The organism is Coleofasciculus sp. (assembly GCF_046539235.1).
Classification (GTDB): domain Bacteria; phylum Cyanobacteriota; class Cyanobacteriia; order Cyanobacteriales; family Coleofasciculaceae; genus Coleofasciculus.
Window position 1 is genome coordinate 1 of record NZ_JBKHHI010000092.1, and the last position, 18,454, is coordinate 18,454.

At 46.5% G+C, this 18,454-nt stretch carries 15 protein-coding genes; 7 read left to right on the forward strand and 8 right to left on the reverse strand.

Translation table 11 applies throughout. The features are described 5' to 3' along the window. Together ACLFWI_RS10725 and ACLFWI_RS10730 are read right to left on the reverse strand one after the other, a co-directional pair. The coding region (locus tag ACLFWI_RS10725) for a pentapeptide repeat-containing protein (RefSeq protein ID WP_446412941.1) at window positions 1-970 on the reverse strand (970 nt) is incomplete at its 3' end. Then, a complete protein-coding gene (locus ACLFWI_RS10730; protein WP_446412942.1) occupies window positions 960-2,117 on the reverse strand; it encodes a hypothetical protein in 1,158 nt (385 codons plus the stop codon). The genes ACLFWI_RS10725 and ACLFWI_RS10730, both read right to left, overlap by 11 nt. Window positions 2,118-2,486: 369 nt before the next feature. Between ACLFWI_RS10730 and ACLFWI_RS10735 the strand changes: the two genes are divergently transcribed. Next, window positions 2,487-2,768 (forward strand): hypothetical protein, encoded by a 282-nt coding sequence (locus tag ACLFWI_RS10735; RefSeq protein WP_446412943.1) that lies wholly within the window; start codon window positions 2,487-2,489, stop codon window positions 2,766-2,768. Window positions 2,769-3,044: 276 nt separating this feature from the next. Here the strand turns inward: ACLFWI_RS10735 and ACLFWI_RS10740 are convergent, their stop codons facing one another. Continuing rightward, a complete protein-coding gene (locus ACLFWI_RS10740; RefSeq protein ID WP_446412944.1) occupies window positions 3,045-4,028 on the reverse strand; it encodes a hypothetical protein in 984 nt (327 codons plus the stop codon). A 206-nt stretch (window positions 4,029-4,234) separates the two neighbouring features. Here ACLFWI_RS10740 and ACLFWI_RS10745 point away from each other — a divergent pair, with 206 nt between their 5' ends. Continuing rightward, complete coding sequence (locus ACLFWI_RS10745) at window positions 4,235-5,845, forward strand: iron uptake porin (RefSeq protein WP_446412945.1); 1,611 nt, start codon at window positions 4,235-4,237, stop codon at window positions 5,843-5,845. Between the two features lie 103 nt (window positions 5,846-5,948). Here ACLFWI_RS10745 and ACLFWI_RS10750 read toward each other — a convergent pair whose 3' ends face one another. After that, window positions 5,949-6,980, reverse strand: coding sequence for a PstS family phosphate ABC transporter substrate-binding protein (locus ACLFWI_RS10750; RefSeq protein ID WP_446412946.1), 1,032 nt, complete (start codon window positions 6,978-6,980; stop codon window positions 5,949-5,951). 80 nt (window positions 6,981-7,060) lie between these two features. On the opposite strand from ACLFWI_RS10750, the gene ACLFWI_RS10755 reads away from it, so the two are divergent. Further along, the gene (locus ACLFWI_RS10755; protein WP_446412947.1) at window positions 7,061-8,335 is read left to right on the forward strand and encodes an FGGY-family carbohydrate kinase; all 1,275 of its coding nucleotides are present in this window, start codon (window positions 7,061-7,063) and stop codon (window positions 8,333-8,335) included. Between the two features lie 105 nt (window positions 8,336-8,440). On the opposite strand, the gene ACLFWI_RS10760 is transcribed toward ACLFWI_RS10755, so the two are convergent. After that, the gene (locus ACLFWI_RS10760; protein ID WP_446412948.1) at window positions 8,441-10,585 is read right to left on the reverse strand and encodes a cellulase family glycosylhydrolase; all 2,145 of its coding nucleotides are present in this window, start codon (window positions 10,583-10,585) and stop codon (window positions 8,441-8,443) included. Window positions 10,586-11,121: 536 nt separating this feature from the next. Between ACLFWI_RS10760 and ACLFWI_RS10765 the strand changes: the two genes are divergently transcribed. After that, a complete protein-coding gene (locus ACLFWI_RS10765) occupies window positions 11,122-12,024 on the forward strand; it encodes a hypothetical protein (RefSeq protein ID WP_446412949.1) in 903 nt (300 codons plus the stop codon). A gap of 221 nt (window positions 12,025-12,245) precedes the next feature. Here ACLFWI_RS10765 and ACLFWI_RS10770 read toward each other — a convergent pair whose 3' ends face one another. Further along, window positions 12,246-12,650, reverse strand: coding sequence for a hypothetical protein (locus ACLFWI_RS10770; RefSeq protein WP_446412950.1), 405 nt, complete (start codon window positions 12,648-12,650; stop codon window positions 12,246-12,248). Window positions 12,651-13,229: 579 nt separating this feature from the next. Between ACLFWI_RS10770 and ACLFWI_RS10775 the strand changes: the two genes are divergently transcribed. Further along, on the forward strand, window positions 13,230-15,269 hold the full coding sequence (locus ACLFWI_RS10775; protein ID WP_446412951.1) for a M48 family metalloprotease: 2,040 nt from the start codon (window positions 13,230-13,232) through the stop codon (window positions 15,267-15,269). A gap of 293 nt (window positions 15,270-15,562) precedes the next feature. Here ACLFWI_RS10775 and ACLFWI_RS10780 read toward each other — a convergent pair whose 3' ends face one another. Then, window positions 15,563-15,952, reverse strand: a complete 390-nt coding sequence (locus tag ACLFWI_RS10780) for a pentapeptide repeat-containing protein (protein WP_446407678.1) — start codon at window positions 15,950-15,952, stop codon at window positions 15,563-15,565. Window positions 15,953-16,119: 167 nt separating this feature from the next. On the opposite strand from ACLFWI_RS10780, the gene ACLFWI_RS10785 reads away from it, so the two are divergent. Beyond that, window positions 16,120-16,479 (forward strand): DUF4342 domain-containing protein, encoded by a 360-nt coding sequence (locus ACLFWI_RS10785; RefSeq protein ID WP_446407679.1) that lies wholly within the window; start codon window positions 16,120-16,122, stop codon window positions 16,477-16,479. Window positions 16,480-16,604: 125 nt separating this feature from the next. On the opposite strand, the gene ACLFWI_RS10790 is transcribed toward ACLFWI_RS10785, so the two are convergent. Then, window positions 16,605-17,345, reverse strand: coding sequence for a hypothetical protein (locus ACLFWI_RS10790; protein WP_446412952.1), 741 nt, complete (start codon window positions 17,343-17,345; stop codon window positions 16,605-16,607). A 595-nt stretch (window positions 17,346-17,940) separates the two neighbouring features. On the opposite strand from ACLFWI_RS10790, the gene ACLFWI_RS10795 reads away from it, so the two are divergent. Next, the coding region (locus tag ACLFWI_RS10795; protein WP_446412953.1) for a helix-turn-helix domain-containing protein at window positions 17,941-18,454 on the forward strand (514 nt) is incomplete at its 3' end.

An 18,454-nucleotide genomic window follows, 5' to 3' on the forward strand; every position in this document is an offset into this window, starting at 1 on the left:
GCATTGTCGCCCCCTGCAAATTTGCCCCGATTAAATTCGTGGTACTCAATTCTGCCCGTGTCAGATTAGCATTGCTCAAATTCGCCCCCATCAGGTTTGTTCTTGCCAAATATGCCTCAATTAAATCCGACTCACTCAAATTCGCTTCCCGTAAATTTGTCCGACTCAAATCCGCCCGATTCAATCGCGCAAAACTCAGATTTCCCCGACTGACTTGGGCTTTACTTAACCTGACATCTGGCATCACAGCCCCCTGTAAATTCACGCCCGTTAAATCTGCCTCACTTAAAATTGCCCGTTCCAATTTCACATTCTTTAGAATAGCCCCCCGCAAATTCGCCCCCATCAAATTCACTTCCGTCAAAAATGCCGAACTCAAATTGGCGCCACTCAAATCCGCCCCGCGCAAATCAGCTTCCCGCAAATTTGTTTCCCTTAAATTGGCACCCCTTAAATTCACTTTCAATAAATCAGCCCCCCGCAAATCAGCCCCTTGTAAATCTACCTTCTGTAAGATAGCGCCCCGCAGCTTGGCAGTATACATCCGCTTCTCTTCTCGCAAATTTGCCCCACGCAAACACGCCCCAGTTAAATCCGCCCCACTTAAATTTGCCCCCCGCAAATCAGCATCCATTAAATTTGCATCGAGCAAACTAGCTAATGTTAAATTGGCGCTTCTTAAGTCAGCGCTTTGTAAACTTGCCCCATGTAAATCCGCATTACTCAAATTAACCCCACTCAGCCACGCCTGATTTAAATTCGCACCACTTAACCGCGTCCCCACTAAATTCGCTTTCCTTAAATTAGCGCGACTCAGGTAAGCAAAAATTAACGTCGCGCCATGTAAATCAGCACCATTGAGAACAATGCCAATTAAGTCCGCGCCAAACAAATTGACACCGCTGAGGTTGATGCCAGTAAATTTTGTTTCTCCTGCTTCATAGCGCTGTAGGAGTTCCTTAACGTTCATAGAATCGTTTCATTGATTGTGCGATCGCGCCAGCGGCTTGAGTGTTTTCATCGGCGTCTTCTAGGGCTTGTGCTGTCTGGTAAAGCTTGGCTTCGAGTTCCTCAAGCGTGGGACAATTTGAGAACAATTCAAATAACAAATCGTCTAGGGGCTTGGCTTTCATTAATAACCAATCATGTTGCGTTTTTTTAATCGGATGATAGAGAACCGAGAAAATTAATAATTTTGCTCGCAAGGGAGTTGTATATTTCATGATATTTAAGCGTAAATTAAACGGGTCATACGGGCATAGATTTGATGTAGAATTCTGAGTTGAATCTTGTCCATTTTTTTGACTTTTAACACCTGATGATTGCTGATGAATAAATTCGCTTTGCTTGTTTTTGTCTCCTCGTTGTTGGGTATTTCTGTTGCCTCGATTGATTGGTGAAGGCAATCTTGTCGGTGGCGGGGCGGGTGGCTGCGATCGCGCGGCTTTTGCTGATTTGACACTGGTGATTTCTGAATCATCAGTATAGAGTTTTTGCAGCGCCTTGAGAATGGTTTTTGCCACGACAATATAGTCTGCCTGTCGGTTGAGGGTTTGCACTTGCTGCTTGAGTGCTGCACTGAGTTTCTCGATGCTAGGGTAAGAGTCTCTTATGTCTTGAATTAAATCCGCCATGTTCAATTGCTCTAGAATCTGCGAGTCGGTTTCCCAGTGATTTTGGCAGACATAAAGCATCAGTTTTTTGATTCGCAGGATATTACTATCTTCTACCAGTTCACTGGCGATTTCTAATACTATCCATGGGGGTTGAGTTGAAGCTTTAGGCGGGGATTTAACCGCGACGACTTGAGTTAATTCTTCGGGTTCGCTATAGAGGGGTTCTAATTGATGAATAATTGTATCCGCCACGACTAAATATTCAGCTTGGCGATTCAAGGTTTCCGCAAAGCTATAAAGCGTTGAACGAAGCTGATTCAGACTGACATGGGAGGCGCGAAGTTGTTGGATTAAATCAGAGAACTCATACTGATTCAGAATTGACAACTCGTTTTCCCAATGACTCTGGCAGGTATAAACCATTAACTTTTTTATCCGCGTTGAATTGTCGTGGCTTTCTAAATTTTTAACAATTCTATCTAAACTCAATAACCCTGGCATTAATCTAAATGATGAATTGTGAAATTATCGCTTTTATGGAGAAATAATCCGCCGCATTTTGTTTTTGAGCAGGATGCCTTGAACTGATGTACCGGCTTAGATTTATTAACACACATTATTTATTTTGTCAATGTTTTAGATTAAACTGATTTCCAACTCTATGATATCAAGCGGGTTTAGTTTAGAGACGTAGCATGCTACGTCTCTACATGCATCCCAGACGTAGCTACGTCTCTACAGGCTCCCCCAGCTTATCCAGAAATTATCCTGATCGGTTGGCATAGGCTAAGAAAATCATAAATACTGACCTCATTTTAGTGGCAGTTTAATCCCTTATCAGTAGTCGATTACGACTCCTTCTAAATCACTATGTTACTTACTCGTCAACAACTCAAAGCCAAAAAACGCAATGCCAAACGGCTGAGTCAATTACTCCAAGATGCTAGAAGAGAACTGGAACACAACATCCTCATGTTGGAGGATACGGTTCTCGATCAAGGCATTTGGCAAATGTCGGATATTTTGCCCTCCCAAAATGCCCATTCCGTAATTGGCGAAATTCTCGCGATCGCGGATGCCTGGGAACAACTCAACCATTTTGAAATTGAGGAAAAGTTAGATCATATCGAGGGTAAATTTTATCAAAACTAAACCATTCTCTTTAATTTTCTCCCTAATCAATTTATCCCACGACCTTTAGTTGTGGGATTTTGCCTCATATCTCAACAAACTTCTCACGCAAGGTATTTAGGAGAGGGCGACCCAACCAAATTGAGTGGATACAGTTGTTAATTTATGCAAGCGGGTCGCCCCTACACGGCTCCCATAGGTGTTTCTTCTATGCATCACAGGCGTCATTGTGTTTGTAGAAAGCTTCTAAGAAAGATTTTTATTCTGGGAGATACAACCACCATTATTGGGACACTATTAGAGAGAATCCATCGTTATTTGCATAGACGAACTCATCCGCATCAGCTTTTCTTGCTCACTCTCCGGTTCTGTAATTAGAAACTCCATGTTAGAAAGTGTAGACATCATTCCCTGAAGGGGCATGATCCGATCAAACTCAATGGTCATTGTTCCAGCGCTTTGCATGGCAAAAGACTGAATCTGAAAATTCACACCGGGAGGCGTTCCGGGAAGATTCATTTGGCTCGATTCCTGAGATTGCTGTTGCATACTCATTTTCAGCGTCACCTGATCCGCCTCAATATCTTCCACCTCATATAAGACTTGAACCTGATCCAATGGCAACCCAGAAACAGGTACAGCGCTAGAGACTTGCCATGTTGCGCCCACTCCTACGGCTTCTTTGGGAAACGGTGCTGCCGATAATTGCTCTAAGGAACTCAACATTTGCTGTAAAAGTTGTTGGAGGTTGGGATCAATATTCGTCGGTAACGATACGTCCACATCTTTAGTGATTCCCTGCTGATTAATCACAAACTCAATGGTTACATTCTGGAGTTGTTGCAGTTGCGATCGCAGGGTTTGAATCAGTTCCGGCGGAGCAGTTGTATCCGAGACTACATCCACATCGGTGTAAGTCACTTTTATATGAGCATCTCCATTCGCCTCAACCTGAGTCACCTCTGACTCAATGGTCATCTGCATAGCAGGCATATTGACATCAGGCATCAGCTGACCATCCACCGTCCCTGTCATGTCCATATTCATCGTCAGGACTGTGGTTTGCTTGGTGTTTGCGGCGGGTTTAAACCGCAAAATTTGCCGGGGTTGAGCGCCTGGATCAAGTAAGACTATTGTTGATTTCGCTTCAGTCGCACTTTCGGTCGAATCGGGAATGGTTTCCACCAATGGTGTTTGAGCATTGACAGAGGGAGAGGGTGGCGTTATTCCCCATCCGGTTGTCAGTAAAAGGGCAGCACTCAGGAGGAATGGTTTCTTCATGTCAATCAAGGTTAATCAGGGGGCAGATGGAAACCCCTGCGCTGTATGTATTTCTCCTTTTAATCTAGCTCACCCGAGTATCCTTTTTGCCGGAGATACTTGCCACCCGGCTTTTAAGGTGATAATAATTATCATTATCAATTCAGACTGTAACGTAAACCCTATTAACCATGTATTGGCAAAGTCTCCACAGAGTTCCCGCGTCTATGAGTGCTGTGATATTGCTGTTAAGTCTGACAGTTCCCGGTCAGAGCCATCCACTTCACACCCAGGGCATCTGGACAAGCACGACTGGCGATACGCAACAAGTGACCAATCTGTTAGCACAACTTGAGCCAAACAACCTGTCCCAACAACAGCCTGAACCACTCGAACCTGTGAATTTCGTCAACGAGTTGAGTGACATTCGCCCCAATGATTGGGCTATTCAAGCGGTGCAAAACTTAGCAGAGCGCTATGGATGTCTACTTGCTTACCCGAATGGAACCTATCGTGGGCGTCAGGTCATTAGCCGCTACGAGTTTGCGGCTAGCTTGAATGAATGTCTAGAGCGCATCCAAGAAATCGGCACAACTATCAATGCAGAAGATTTAGCCCGATTGCGGCGGTTGCAAGAAGAATTTGCTAGAGAACTAGCGCATCTAAACCGTCGCGTTGACGCACTCGCCGTTCGCCGTGATCAACGAGAAACCAATCAGTTCTCCACCACCAGTAAACTCCAAGGAGAAACCAGCTTGTTTTTCACTGGGGTCATGGGAGACGAAAAAGCGGATGGAAGTGGAGAGGATGTGGAGGATAACTCTGTTTTCCAATACAGAACAAGGTTAATTCTCAATACCAGTTTTACAGGTCGCGACCTGTTAAAAACATTTTTGGTGGCTGGTAATTCCACAGCTTTGGGTGCCGATGTCACCGGAACCAATATGACTCGCTTAGCCTTTGATCTCAACACGAACAACGATGTGAGACTGGGCAAAATGTTCTATCGTTTTCCCATCAGCGAAAATCTCAACCTCAACATTGATGCTGTGGGGGGTGGCTTCAATGCCAATATGCCCACGTTCAATGAATTTTTTACACCAGAAATCACGGGCGCTCTTTCCCGTTTTGGGCGATTTAACCCTATTTATCGGCAAGGACTGGGGGGTGCTGGAGCGACCTTGAGTTATAATTTGAATGACGCTACTAGTCTATCGTTAGCATATCTCGCTCCCGATGCGGGACTAGCCCGTTCTGGAAATGGACTGTTTAACGGTCGCTTGGCTGGCTTAGCGCAACTGGGAATTGAGCCGACGGATAATCTTCGTTTGGGTTTAACTTATGTGCGTTCCTACTATCCAGGAGGCAAGGTTTCGGTTTCTGGAGAAATGGGTAGCCGACTGGCTAATCAGCCCTTTGGTCAAACCGTTACTTCAGCCAACCACTTGGGTGTTCAAACCGCTTGGCGGGTCAGTCCCAACTTAACCTTGGGTAGTTGGGCGGGGTTAACTTTTGCCCAAGCTGAAGATTATGGGATGGATGTGAACCAAGGTGATGACGCCACAATTTTTAACTGGGCTTTTACTTTGGCTGCATCCAACTTAGACTCAAAAGGCAGTCGGGCTGGAATTGTGGTAGGACAGCCACCTAAAGTTACCCATAATGATGGCGGCGATGAGGATGGGGATACGGCTTGGCATTTTGAGGGCTTTTATCGCTACCAACTTACTGATGGAATCGGGATTGAACCGGGTTTTTTAGTTATTGTTAATCCCGAACACAATGCCGATAATTCCACAAGTTGGTTGGTAAATATCCGTACCATTTTCCTTTTCTAGACATCAGCAATGGCATCCGATAGGAGCGACCCCACTCGGTAAGCAGGGGACGTTCCCTGCTTCCTTGACCCAACTTTTGAGACGCCGTTTTCAGCCCAACAGTTTAGAACTTGGGTTGTTTACGTAATAACTCGCCAATGGTGAGATCTAAATCTGATTTTCCATCAAAGACGGTTCCGGTTTTACTGTTATAAAATTTCACCTCAATTAAATGATATCCCTCTTCCGGTAAGGGGACATAACCGACAGAGCGAACCACCTCTGGCGCTTGCTCTAAGTAAAACTCAACGAATTCTCTTAATGCGGGATTATTTTGAGTGGCTTCAGCATTAATATAGATAAATAAGGGGCGGGAAAGGGGTTGATATTCAGCCTGTTCTACCGTTTTCGCAGACGGAAGCACTGGCTCATTCCCATCTTCTACTGCTACAGCTTTCAAGTCATCTTTATTCGCTTCGTAATAGGCTAAGCCAAAGTATCCTAAAGCATTGGGATCTTGACTCACCGCCTGCTGGAGAATGTCGTCATCTTCACTGGCAGTATAGTCGCTGCGACTCGCTCCCGCTTTCCCAACAATCGCTTCTGTAAAATAATCAAACGTACCTGAATCAGTACCAGGACCATAGAGATTCAGGGGGCGGTTGGGCCACGATTGGCGCACCTGATTCCAGTTGGTGATTTGTCGTTGCGCCGCCGGTTCCCACATCGTTTTCAACTCTTGCACGGTGATGCTCTCAGCCCAATCATTTTCCGGATTGACGACTACCGTAATCGCATCAAAGCCAACGGGTAATTCAATATAAGGAACTCCCGCTTGTTTGCAGGCTTCCATTTCCTGCGTGTCTATGGGGCGTGAAGCATTGTTAATGTCAGTTTCCCCAGCGCAAAACTTTCCAAATCCGCCCCCTGTACCCGAAAAGCCCACGGAAACGTCTACGGGAGTCTCAGTGGTGTTGTTAAACTTTTGAACAACGGCTTGGGTAATCGGGTAAACCGTACTCGAACCATCAATGGTAATCGGTTGCGGTTGTTGAAACTGAACGTTTGATGTACAGGAGTTCAATCCGACAGCAAAGCTAAGTGCGATCGCAACTGTACTGAGCCGGAAAACCAATCGCTGGGGTGTTGTGTTCATATTAAAGCCCCCCATTGTTTGAACACAGGATACAGTTCAATCATGTCAGTATTAGTTTAAGCAGAATTTATCGAATGCTTATGGCGGATTCTAGAATCCTTTACCTGGGGATCGATTTCGGTACGTCTGGCGCACGAGGGATTGTGATTGACGCCACAGGTGCAGTTCAATCCGAAGCGCAATGGGCGTTTGCGGTGACTCCCCTGGATCAATTAACGGCAATTTGGCAAAACAGTCTGTATCGGCTAATTGAACAAATTCCGGCATCGATTCGACAGGATATTACTCGTATCGCCATTGATGGGACATCGGCAACTGTACTACTATGCGATCGCCAAGGTACTCCAATCACCGAGCCACTTCTTTATAATGATGGGCGAGGGATAGAAGTGATGGAACAATTAAAGGATATTGCTCCAGCTAATTCTGTGGTTCTCAGTGCCACTTCTAGTCTGGCGAAACTCTTGTGGTTGATTCACCATACACCAGGCACTCTAGAAAATTATTACTTCCTCCATCAAGCCGACTGGTTAGCCTTTTTATTACACGGTAAGCTCGGAATTAGCGACTATCACAATGCCTTAAAGCTGGGATATGACCCAGAAAAGCTAGAGTATCCCACTTGGATGAAACAACTCCCACTCACACCAATATTACCCCAAGTCCTGGCTCCGGGAACACCAGTCGGTGAAGTCACTCCAGAAATTGCCTCCCGGTTAGGATTACACCCAGACTGTCAGGTTTGTACGGGTACAACAGATAGTATTGCTGCATTTCTAGCCAGTGGTGCAAAGAATCCTGGTGAAGCGGTAACATCTTTGGGTTCTACATTAGTCTTGAAGTTATTGAGTCATACCCGTGTCGAGGATGCGAGTTACGGAATTTATTCTCACCGACTGGGGAATTTATGGTTAACCGGAGGTGCATCGAATACCGGAGGTGCTGTACTGCGACAATTTTTCAGTGACAGAGAACTTGAAGAACTTAGTCATCAAATCAACCCTGAGCAAGAAAGTCCCCTAGATTATTATCCATTATTAAAAAGAGGCGATCGCTTTCCCATCCATGATCCTCATCTGTCTCCCCAACTCGAGCCTCAACCTGCCAACCCTGTAGAATTTCTCCACGGTTTACTCGAAAGCATTGCCCGTATTGAAGCACGAGGCTATCAACTATTACAACAACTCGGTGCGACTCCCCTCACCTGTGTCTATACGGCGGGAGGAGGCGCTAAAAATACGACATGGACAGCGATTCGCCAACGTCAGCTTCAGGTTGCCATTCAGCCCCCCAGACACATAGAAGCAGCTTATGGTACAGCATTATTCATTAGGAACCCCATAAAAGATAGCTAGGGAAGCAGGGGTTGTAGAGACGTGCCATGGCACGTCTGGAAGCAGGGGGAGATATTAGCTGCTGGCGTTATTTCTGCCTTCTTGCACTAGGGGCTTGGTATCTGATTATCGACTCAACGCCATCAGTTGCTGAGGCTGGTAGTCAGAACCTTGCTTATTCGCACAAAATCCCAAATCATGCTTTTGTCCCGGTTCAATCACCCGTCCCCAATCCATCGGCGTGACAATATATTGTGATCCTTTCTGTTGAAAATTCCCATTCCAACTCTGATTAATCGCCGCTTGATTCATCTCAAATTGCACTTGCCAATCGCGCACTTGGTTATCCGTGGGATTAATAACCGCTAAACTCATGCAAAATCCCTCTTGCCAATCCGATTGTAGATTAGACATGACTTTCAATTGCGGTGGAGTAGTGGGAATCCTGACGGAGGGAGGAAACTCAGCGTCACTCCTAATCGCCACGGCTGACAGTTCTCGCGGTTGGTAATCCGAACCCTGCTTATTGGCGCAAAATCCTAACTCGCGGCTTTTTCCGGGTGCGATCGCACGTCCCCAGTCCAAGGGTTTCCCGACATACTCTGAACCCTGGGCTTTAAAGTTCCCATTCCAGGTCTGACTAATTGTCGCCTGATTCATCTGGAACTGCACTTGCCAATCCCTCACCGCCTGATCCGTGGGATTGATCACCTCGATACTCAGACAAAACCCATCTTGCCAATCTGATCGCATCGTTGAGGTAACTTTTAATTCCGGTTGACGGGGACGGGGTTTGAGGGTGGGATTCATCCCTAAGGATGGACGAGGTTTAATATCAGGAATGAACGCCATGGCGGGTTTGTGGGCAAACCGAGTGGCAATTAGGGTTCCTTGCAGTAAGTCTTGCTTCGGTTCCTGCACCGTCAGCCAGTCATCTTTGAGCAGTCCTCCGGTATCATCACTATTGGGATTCCAACTCCAGTAGGCAAAACCCAAATCCTCTTTCTGCACAAAATTAACCAGTTTCTGTTGCCAAACGCCTTCCTTGGATTGGGAATCAACTTGTCGTCCACCAAACTCCCCGATAAAGACGGGGGCGATTCCTTGTCTAGCAATATAATTCCAGCCGATTTCCCAGCGCCGGGTGAGATTTTGGGGAAAACTCGGTTCAGAAAACCAGGGTTGATCAAAGACGCCCGGACCATATTCATGGGGAGAATAGACCACTTTATTAGGACGGGACAAGCGCACGGGGAAACGTTCCACACCCTCTAGATTCGCGCCCATCCAATGAATATCCAGTTGTTGACCGGGAACGTTATTTTCCACCCCTTCGACAACCATTAACCAATCCGGGTTAATCTCCAGAATCGCATTCCCAGCCCGTTCCGCCGCCAGTCGCCAATCGGTTTCCAAATCCCCAGTTCCCCAACTGGCGCGACCATGGGGTTCGTTTTTCAGGTCAGCCCCAATCACGTTTAATTGATTTTTGTAGCGTCTGGCTAACACTTTCCAGGTGTCAATCCAATCGGCTTCAGTGAAGCCATCTCCATACCACAATTCGGGAATCCGTTCATCGTTGAGTCGGTGGGAGTCCAACAGAATCATTAACCCTTGGCGATCGGCTTCTTGGATAATTATATCCATCACCTGTAGGGGCGATTTCCCTTCCAGTTCTGCATTTGCACCAATGCTGTAGTCAATACCTGTCACCTCTGGAGATCTCAGGGATTTTACGGCATAAGGAAGTCGGATCATGTTGTATCCTAATGCTTTAATCTGAGCCAACATCTCCTTATAATCCCGTTTCCACAACCCGTGAGGGGCGTGCATTTCGGTTTCAATACCAAACCAGTTTACGCCTCGCAGAATGACAGGTTTACCTGTCGCATCCACGATTTTTGCTCCCTCGGTCGAAAGGGGAAAGGTAACGGTAATGATGGGATTGTTCGTCGCCGCCACGGGTAAATCTGTTGCCCAATCGACGCCCATCACCAGTGATAAAAGGAAGGCTAAGAGGAAACAAATCCCTCGGCGTAAGCCCCGGACTTTTCGCCTTCGTTCCTGGGTATTGTTTTGCCGTGGGGGCGACAAATCCTGGCTTAGGGGCGATCGCGCCCAAGCTGATGCCTTTGGCATCGGGATAAATCCCTTATGCCATCTAGCTTCTGCCCTCTGTTGGGCTTCAGTTAAGGGCTTCCTCATCCGGCGTAGCAATAGGGATGGGATGTGGCTAATGGGTAAGAGCAGGTCTTGGAAAACGTTAAACATAGTGCTGTGGATATCCGAATCAGAAACTGTGACGATTTCAAACTGGGCTTGGCAATTCCTGGGAGTTGTGACAGACGTTTATCCCAATCGACTCCTCCAAGCGATCGCTCTCCTGTCTACTCAGTATTCTAGATAAAGTCTAGGGGGTATAGCCAACTGGCTTAGAGTTAAGAAATGAGCCAAAAATTGTCAGCACCGGAGAGAGCTTGTTTTGTTTGGGTCAAGACTGTTCCTCACCCTGTCGAGTTTGACCCGAAGTCTCTATCTGATGTTCCCTCGTCCTAGTAATATTTTCTCTCTTTGAACTTTAATTGTAAAGAGATTTTAGGTTTGTAAAGTTTACGTAAAAATACGGACTTATCCTCTGATTCTTAATCGTAACTTTATAAAACTATATGGACGTTTTTCGTCACAAAGATTAACCTTAAAACAGTCCCCCTGGAAGTCCTCCTGCCAATTGGAATTTCTCTCGCCAACGTTTAATAGTAATTAGCAGTACGACGAACACTGGAAATTGTCACTAGGAACTACAAATTATGACGGGCTCTCCACTACAACGATTCTTAATTACACCCGCCGTTATCTCGACCGCCGTCTTTGGTGTCTTGACCTTACCTCTGGCTATCTTTGGGGATCAGCCAGTCACCATTCAACTCCAAGACGAACCTATATTTCATGGGGAACTCCGAGATCCTAATGTGGCTATGCCTTACCTAGGTTTAGCGGCTGTACTCGGCTTGACAGCAGGAGCCTCTAGTATCGCCATAACTGGTTGGCGTCAGTCTGCCCGTAAATCTGCGGAGACGGAAGCACAACTCTCCAGTTTGGAGCAAAACTTGAAAGAACGAGACGAATTATTAGAGTCTCTCAAAGCCGAAGAATCTCGACTAACCGCTTCTGGCTTAACCTCCTTTTTGGATGAAGAACTCCAAACCGGAGTCCAGGCGATCCAGGCGTCTCCAGAGGATCAGCCAGCTCAATCCGCATCAGAACCAGCACCTGAACAGAGTCAACCGGAACCTGCATTGTCACTACCCCAAGTGACTCAACCGGAACCTGCACCGACTCCCCAGCCAGAGGTCAAACCAGCACCTGCACCGTCGTCTCCTCCCTTTGTGATTAATACTTCACTCGCGACGACGCCCTCTGAGAGTTCTACTCCAGCCACCGTGCAATCCGCCGCCGCCAAGTTTGCTTCCGCCCAAACCTACATGGCTTATGCGTCCAAAAAAGCCCCAAGCCAACCGCAGAATGTGACCCCTGCACTGACTCCCTCAGACTTGGAAAAACTGCAAAGTCAATTCCAACAGATTAAAGAGCAAATGGAATTTCTCAACAAGGCAATACAAGCCCAGCAGGATGCACCCAATGCTTCAGGAACAGCACACCCAACTCAACTTCGGGTGATTAAGAATTGGTCGGTGGAAAAGATTTCTTAGGGAGTCGCCAATGTCTTGACACCGATTTTATCGCTTGTTTGAGTTAATCGCCAAGAATTCAACATCTTGGCAAGCGAGCTATTTGCAGTTAAGCTGTCATGCATTTAAATTGGGTATTAGTAGGGAGAAAGATTTTTAGTAGCGAGCAAGATGCAAAGCCTGCGGCATGGCTTCGCTAAACGCACTACATACAAGACATTAAGGTTTAAATGCCGAACCGCTCAAGACGGACTGGTATTCTCCTCTGCCCGGTTAGGATTTCCTTGAAGCTGGTTGGACAACATGGAAATAATTTGATCCACTTTCCGGCGATTTTGTTCGCCAATCCATAACGGTAGAACTTGAGTCTCGGCTAATTGTAAGACTAGCGACATAATTTCACTGTTTGATGCCTCTCCATGGAGCAGTAAAACTAACATGGCTTGGTGTTCGTCTGCTATCTGTTTCGCTTTGGGCAAAATTTCCAGGGATTTAGCCCAGTGGACTGGGAACATCAGGTGAGGCGGTTGATTGGCTCCAATGTCAACGAGGGTTGGCTCCAAAATAGTACAAGTACCGTCCTCTTTTTCATACCAAGGGCGACTATTGGGGGAGGAAGCTGCCTGTGATTGCATAAGATTGCCCATTGATTATCTGGATGTGGATAATTTTTGTCCTATTTAATCAAATTTTCTTAAAGATTGTCGAGCCTATCTACCCAAAATAGCGTATAATTACGGACAGGATAATTTGCCAAAAAATAAAAATAAGTAAATTCCACGATACTGAATCGTTAAGCTATGGATTACGTTAATATTTTCTCTGATTAAATATTAATTCATTCCCTGCCAGAGCCTTAAGCAATTGATGTAAGACTTGGGTTCGTAGTAAGGGCATTAGTCCTTAGATTCTGTTAGGTAACAGACCTCAACCCTTTTAGCTGTGCCACGTCACTACAATTTGGCTTGCCCTTGAATGGTCTGAGATACGTGTTGTAGAGACGTTGCATGCAACGTCTCTACGTCAGACCAACAGCGATGCGATCGCGTTCTTCGTGGATAAACTGCAAACCTCAGTGGAACCAAGCCTCATCGTGAGAGTCATCTAGAGCGTTAACCCGCATTCAGTCCGAACTAAGCTACCCTAATTAACTAGGTAGAGCCAACTAGCGCCACTGCCTCATTGCGACAATCACACCCTACTGAGCAATCCCTGGAGATCGGCTGATGAAACTGCTCTGGAATTCCCTCCTACTCTCCTTAGGCATCCTACTGCCAACTTCAACCTCTATCGTTTTAGCCGAGTCTGCGAAAACCCCTGAATCCATTCGTTCTACTCAAAATCTTACCGTTTCAGATTCCCAGATTGAGCCAACCGTTCAGACGCCCGATCTCCTCCATCACCCGATGCAGATCGGATTACCTGAACAAGTCACGGTTGAACATCAATTACCCGCCAACAAATCTAAAACGATCGCTATTCCAGAGACTCCCTCAGCCACTTCCCCTTCAGTTATCGTCGCTGAGGATTCCTCGCCAACGCCAAAAACTATCGTCATTCCAGAGGCTGTACCCACTTCAATTCCCTCAACCCCCTCTGAGGAAATACCACCAGAGTTCACGACTCAATCTTCCCCATCCACAGTTGAAGACTCGACCGAAGTCGAGACAATAGAAATCCCAGAAACCGTCAGCGACGACTCATCGGATGTAGAAGACGACAGCGGAACCACCGCCGCAGAATCGACCCAAGGCGAGACGACAGAAACCTCAGAAACCGTTAGCGATGACTCATCGGATGTGGAAGACGACAGCGGAACCACCGCCGCAGAATCAGCCACAACCGAAATCCCAGAACTGACGCCCGAACAACGGGAACGTCAACAAAAGCTGATTGAAGCCGATCGCCTTTACATGAGCGGTCAATTTACCGCCGCCCAACAGCTTTATCAGGAAGCAAAAGCCTCTTTTGACACAGATACACAAGTTCCAGAGAAACCCGTCGCTATCTATGAGCCGACTGAACTCTCACCTGCGGGTGCAGTGTATTGGCGTCAGTCTGAGGAAGGGTTAGAACAGGAACTAGAAACCAAGATTCTTATCCCCCTCCAGTTTTTAGTCGAACAGCAACCAGAATTTATTCCCGGTCATTTGCGCTATGCTCAAACCCTCCAGGAGTACGATCGCCAGGAGGAGGCGATTCAGGTATTGGAGAGGGCGACAACCTTATATCCCAATCAGCCGGATTTAATTAAAGCCAAAGTTACCGCCCTAGCCGATACCAAACGCTGGTTAGAAGCTTCCCTCGCCGCCCGTCAGTTTGCCATGCTCAACTTCAATCATCCCCAAGCGGAGGAGTTTGAGGTGCTAGCGGACGAGAATTTAGAACGGTATCGATCGCACCTGCGGGGTGAACTGAGAGGAAACGCGATCGCGAATGTGATTACCGGGGCGTTGGGTTATATTTTTACCGGGAATCTCTTTGGTCCGATTTCGGCAATTGAAACCACCACCTTAATGCTGCGCGGTGAATCAGCCGTGGGTGAAAGCTTCGCCGGAAGAGTACAAAAGCAACTCCCCATGGTTGAAGATGAACAGGTTTTAGAGTATGTGCGGGAAATTGGCAACAAACTCGCGATCGTGGCGGGGCGGGATGAGTTTGAGTATGAGTTTTATGTGGTCATGGATGACCAACTGAATGCCTTTGCCTTACCAGGTGGCAAGATATTTGTCAATGCTGGCGCGATCCTGAAAACGGAATCTGAGGCGGAGTTGGCGGGGTTATTGGCTCATGAATTGGCTCATGCGGTATTATCCCATGGTTTTCAGTTGGTTACCGAGGGGAATTTAATTGCCAATGTTACCCAATATATTCCCTTTGGTCGCACCGCTACAAATTTAATTGTTCTCGACTATAGCCGGGACATGGAACGTCAGGCTGATGCGTTAGGGACAAAGATTTTAGTCGCTGGCGGCTATGCGGCGGATGGGTTGCATAATCTTATGATTACGTTAAATGAAGAAAACCGCGATCGCCCCTTATTTGCATGGCTCTCCACTCACCCAAATACAGAGGAACGGATTAGCAATATTGAAACCCTAATTGAGCGTAATGGCTACAACCGTTATACCTACGAAGGCGTAGCCCGACATTTGGAAATTCAAGAGCGAGTGGCGCAATTGCTTAAGGACTACGAAGCACAACAGGAGTGTGAAGAAAATGATGATGAGGAGTGTGAACAGAAAGAGGAAACATCGGAAGAGTAGACTAGTGGCGTACTGGCGTGGCACACCTAAATTGATAAATTGATAAATTAGATTTGGCTTGTAGTAAGGGCTTTAGCCCTAGATTCCGTTGGGTAACATGGGCTAACCCAACCTACAACCTATTTAGGCTGGTGGGCAATGCCCACCCTACGGGATATCAAGGGTTTCGGCAATCCAAAAATGCAGAAGGCGAGCGTGCCATTGCCCTTAAATTAGTCCATTTTAATGGACTTAAGCTTTTAGCCCGGAGTTTGAACTCCGGGCTACTCCGGGTTCCGGGCGAGTTTTCGGGCTTACTCACATCCCTGATCAGAGGTTTCGCCATCGGGCATAATCACACCGCAAAGGTTCGCCCGTCTCAGGTTTGCATCAGTCAGATTCGTTAATCTCAAATAAGTCCCCCTCAAATCAGCCCCTTTGAGATTCGCATCGGTCAAATCTGCCCGTCTCAAATCGGCTTCCCTGAGATCAGCCCCTCTCAAATCCGCATCTCTCAAATCGGTATCTCTCAGATCAGCAAGTCTCAAGTCTGCATCTCTCAAATTTGCCCCTGCCAAAGCACATCGGCGACAGGCTCCAGTTTCCAATAATTGGCGAACCTGATCCGCATTTTCTGCCTGGATAGGAGTCGCTAATCCTAATCCAGTCAGGAAAAAAACCATTACCAAGATTTTTGGATACATTTTCCCTTCCTTTGTCAAGTGCCTCTAGATGTATTGTGCCAAACTCTACGGTAGAGATTTCTTTATATAGTCCCGAATCATCCAATCAATTCAACCTAACTGGTGAACTCTCTAGCAACTGAGTTCGTTACCCTGAAAGATAGTGACAGACATAGGAGAGCTTAATGATGAATGAACCAATTCGCACAGAAGAAAGCGTCGAGGAGATTAATGCTCAAACTGTTCCTCTAGAAAATGAGTTACAGTCTATTCAACCTGAGGTTGATACCACTACCCAAGTCAATGTCGAAGAATTTACCATTAGTGGCGATGACTTAGTTGGCAAAGTGAGAGAACTGATCCATCAGGGTAATATTCGCCGGATTATCGTCAAGAACGAAGAGGATCAAATCTTAATCGAAATTCCCCTAACCGTTGGGGTTGTGGGTGGAGTCGTTGGTGTGACGTTGTTTCCCGTCATCGCGGCTGTCGGTGCGATCGGGGCGCTCGTTGCTCGTTTGAAACTCGTGATTGAGCGACGAGAATAACCCTTGGGCAATAAGGAAAATCAGGGATTGGAATAAGGGCGGGTTTTGTTGATCAGTTATCAGTAACAATCCGATTGAATCGCTAAACCCGCCCCTACAATTGACTTAATGCTTCCTGTTGTCCATCAGCGCAAAAATTCTGAAGGCAAAAGCGGTTGATTTGTTTGTTCAGTTTCCAACGTCGGCGGACGCACATTCTTAGGCGCTGGGGATTCTGGTGGAAGTTCATAACGCTGCGTTCCCCAACCCCAATTCCTATCTTCAGGTTTAACCACAGGGGGAGTTTTTCGACCCGTTGGCAGAGGAATCCGTTGGCTTTGAGTGACCTTGAGATAAGGCTCACCCTCGTTGGTAAAGCGAACCAGTTGACCTTCAAGTTCGGGTGTTTGGATGGTTTGATTTTCTACAGTTGGCAGTTGACCCTGTGGATCAAATAATGCCACAAACGATACATTATCAGAGGGTTGCAAGGAGTCACCAATGGGCGATTGATCCAGTTGCCATGCTTCCCGGAAATGGCCATCGGGCGCTACTTGCCATAAATTTAGCGTGGCTTGCCATTTTCCGTCCTCAACTCTGACCACTTGACGATCCAGAATGGAATAAGGAGAATACGATTCATCGCGATAAACCGCCTGATCCGGAAACCGTAAATCGCGAATTGCGGCTACGGTAATTTGACTTTGATCAGGGAGATTAGTGGTGCCACTCAAGCTGTAGAGTCCAGGACGACCTGCGGCTTGGGCGTTGAGGGTTAAATTGATCTCTTCTGAGTCTTGAAATGAACAGCTTGTACACCAAAGCAATAGTAAGACTAAAATCGTCCAATTCCGTAAAAAAGATAGGGGGCGCATTTTATTTGTCATTAGTCATTTGTCATTAGTCATTTGTCATTTGTCATTAGTCATTAGTCATTTGTCATTTGTCATTTGTCATTTGTATTCGGAGTCAAGTATTCCCCTGTAGGGGCGGGTTTAGGGACTAAATTTCGCTATTCACCACTAACGGAACAACAAAACCCGCCCTTATCACCGATAACGGAACAACAAAACCCGCCATTTCTCACCAATAAGTGAACAGCAAAACCCGCCCTTATTCAATTGTCGGGGTTCTGTAGAGGCGTACATAAGTCATAAATTCTAGGGGACAAAATGCTTCCACTACCAATAATTGTGCTGAATTGAGATGATTCCCTAACCGACTACGTCTGGAACAGCATCGGATTTGATGGCTGATCCAATGTTATAGTAGTCCCATCGACTGACTATCATAGCAATTTTATACGCGATCGCTACGCGGTGGTGATGTCCTATGGCTGGGATTGAAGGTTAACCGAAGCTTTCCTTATCGCCTACTGTTGATGACTAAAGCCTAATTTACAGGTAATTCCTAGATTTTTCCGAAATTATCTCCCTCGGTGTGGTAATATATTGAGCGAACTAACAAAATCGACGATGAGATATGCCACACCGAGAGAAGCGTCTCAAGCTCTCCAAGTCTCAGAGAAAACGCTCCGAAATTGGGACACAGAAGGACTACTTTCCTTTTTGGGACAAGTTCTGTGTGGAAACGTCAGAGAAGTTGTGGTCAACCGCAAAGACCGACTCGTCAGGTTGGGTCTTGACCTCTTTGAGTGGCTATGTCAACAAAAAGACGGCAAACTCGTGGTTCTCAACAGATGTTACCTATCTAATGAGTGAGAAAGGGTTGAGGATATCCTTGCCATCGTCCACGTCTGATGTTGCCGATTGTATGGAAAAAGGAAGTACAAGTCTGCGCTCAAGAAAGATCCGAGTTTACCCTCAAGACAAGCTAGCTGAAACCTGGTTTCATTGGATATCGGCGGCTCGATGGTGCTTTAATCAGGCAATCGCCATACTCAAGGTTCAAAAAATTGGTAAGTACGATTTAAGAAAAACCGTGATGGGTTTGGCTCCATCTTGGGTAAGTCAAACCCCATACAACCCACGCCAGT

What these genes read in the sequence shown, in the direction of transcription:
- ACLFWI_RS10750 (WP_446412946.1), bottom strand. Translation starts at nt 6,980, where the DNA reads ATGAACACAACACCCCAGCGATTGGTTTTCCGGCTCAGTACAGTTGCG.
- ACLFWI_RS10785 (WP_446407679.1), top strand. Translation starts at nt 16,120, where the DNA reads ATGAATGAACCAATTCGCACAGAAGAAAGCGTCGAGGAGATTAATGCT.
- ACLFWI_RS10755 (WP_446412947.1), top strand. Translation starts at nt 7,061, where the DNA reads ATGGCGGATTCTAGAATCCTTTACCTGGGGATCGATTTCGGTACGTCT.
- ACLFWI_RS10775 (WP_446412951.1), top strand. Translation starts at nt 13,230, where the DNA reads ATGAAACTGCTCTGGAATTCCCTCCTACTCTCCTTAGGCATCCTACTG.
- ACLFWI_RS10735 (WP_446412943.1), top strand. Translation starts at nt 2,487, where the DNA reads ATGTTACTTACTCGTCAACAACTCAAAGCCAAAAAACGCAATGCCAAA.
- ACLFWI_RS10790 (WP_446412952.1), bottom strand. Translation starts at nt 17,345, where the DNA reads ATGACAAATAAAATGCGCCCCCTATCTTTTTTACGGAATTGGACGATT.
- ACLFWI_RS10760 (WP_446412948.1), bottom strand. Translation starts at nt 10,585, where the DNA reads ATGTTTAACGTTTTCCAAGACCTGCTCTTACCCATTAGCCACATCCCA.
- ACLFWI_RS10765 (WP_446412949.1), top strand. Translation starts at nt 11,122, where the DNA reads ATGACGGGCTCTCCACTACAACGATTCTTAATTACACCCGCCGTTATC.
- ACLFWI_RS10770 (WP_446412950.1), bottom strand. Translation starts at nt 12,650, where the DNA reads ATGGGCAATCTTATGCAATCACAGGCAGCTTCCTCCCCCAATAGTCGC.
- ACLFWI_RS10780 (WP_446407678.1), bottom strand. Translation starts at nt 15,952, where the DNA reads ATGTATCCAAAAATCTTGGTAATGGTTTTTTTCCTGACTGGATTAGGA.
- ACLFWI_RS10740 (WP_446412944.1), bottom strand. Translation starts at nt 4,028, where the DNA reads ATGAAGAAACCATTCCTCCTGAGTGCTGCCCTTTTACTGACAACCGGA.
- ACLFWI_RS10730 (WP_446412942.1), bottom strand. Translation starts at nt 2,117, where the DNA reads ATGCCAGGGTTATTGAGTTTAGATAGAATTGTTAAAAATTTAGAAAGC.
- ACLFWI_RS10745 (WP_446412945.1), top strand. Translation starts at nt 4,235, where the DNA reads ATGAGTGCTGTGATATTGCTGTTAAGTCTGACAGTTCCCGGTCAGAGC.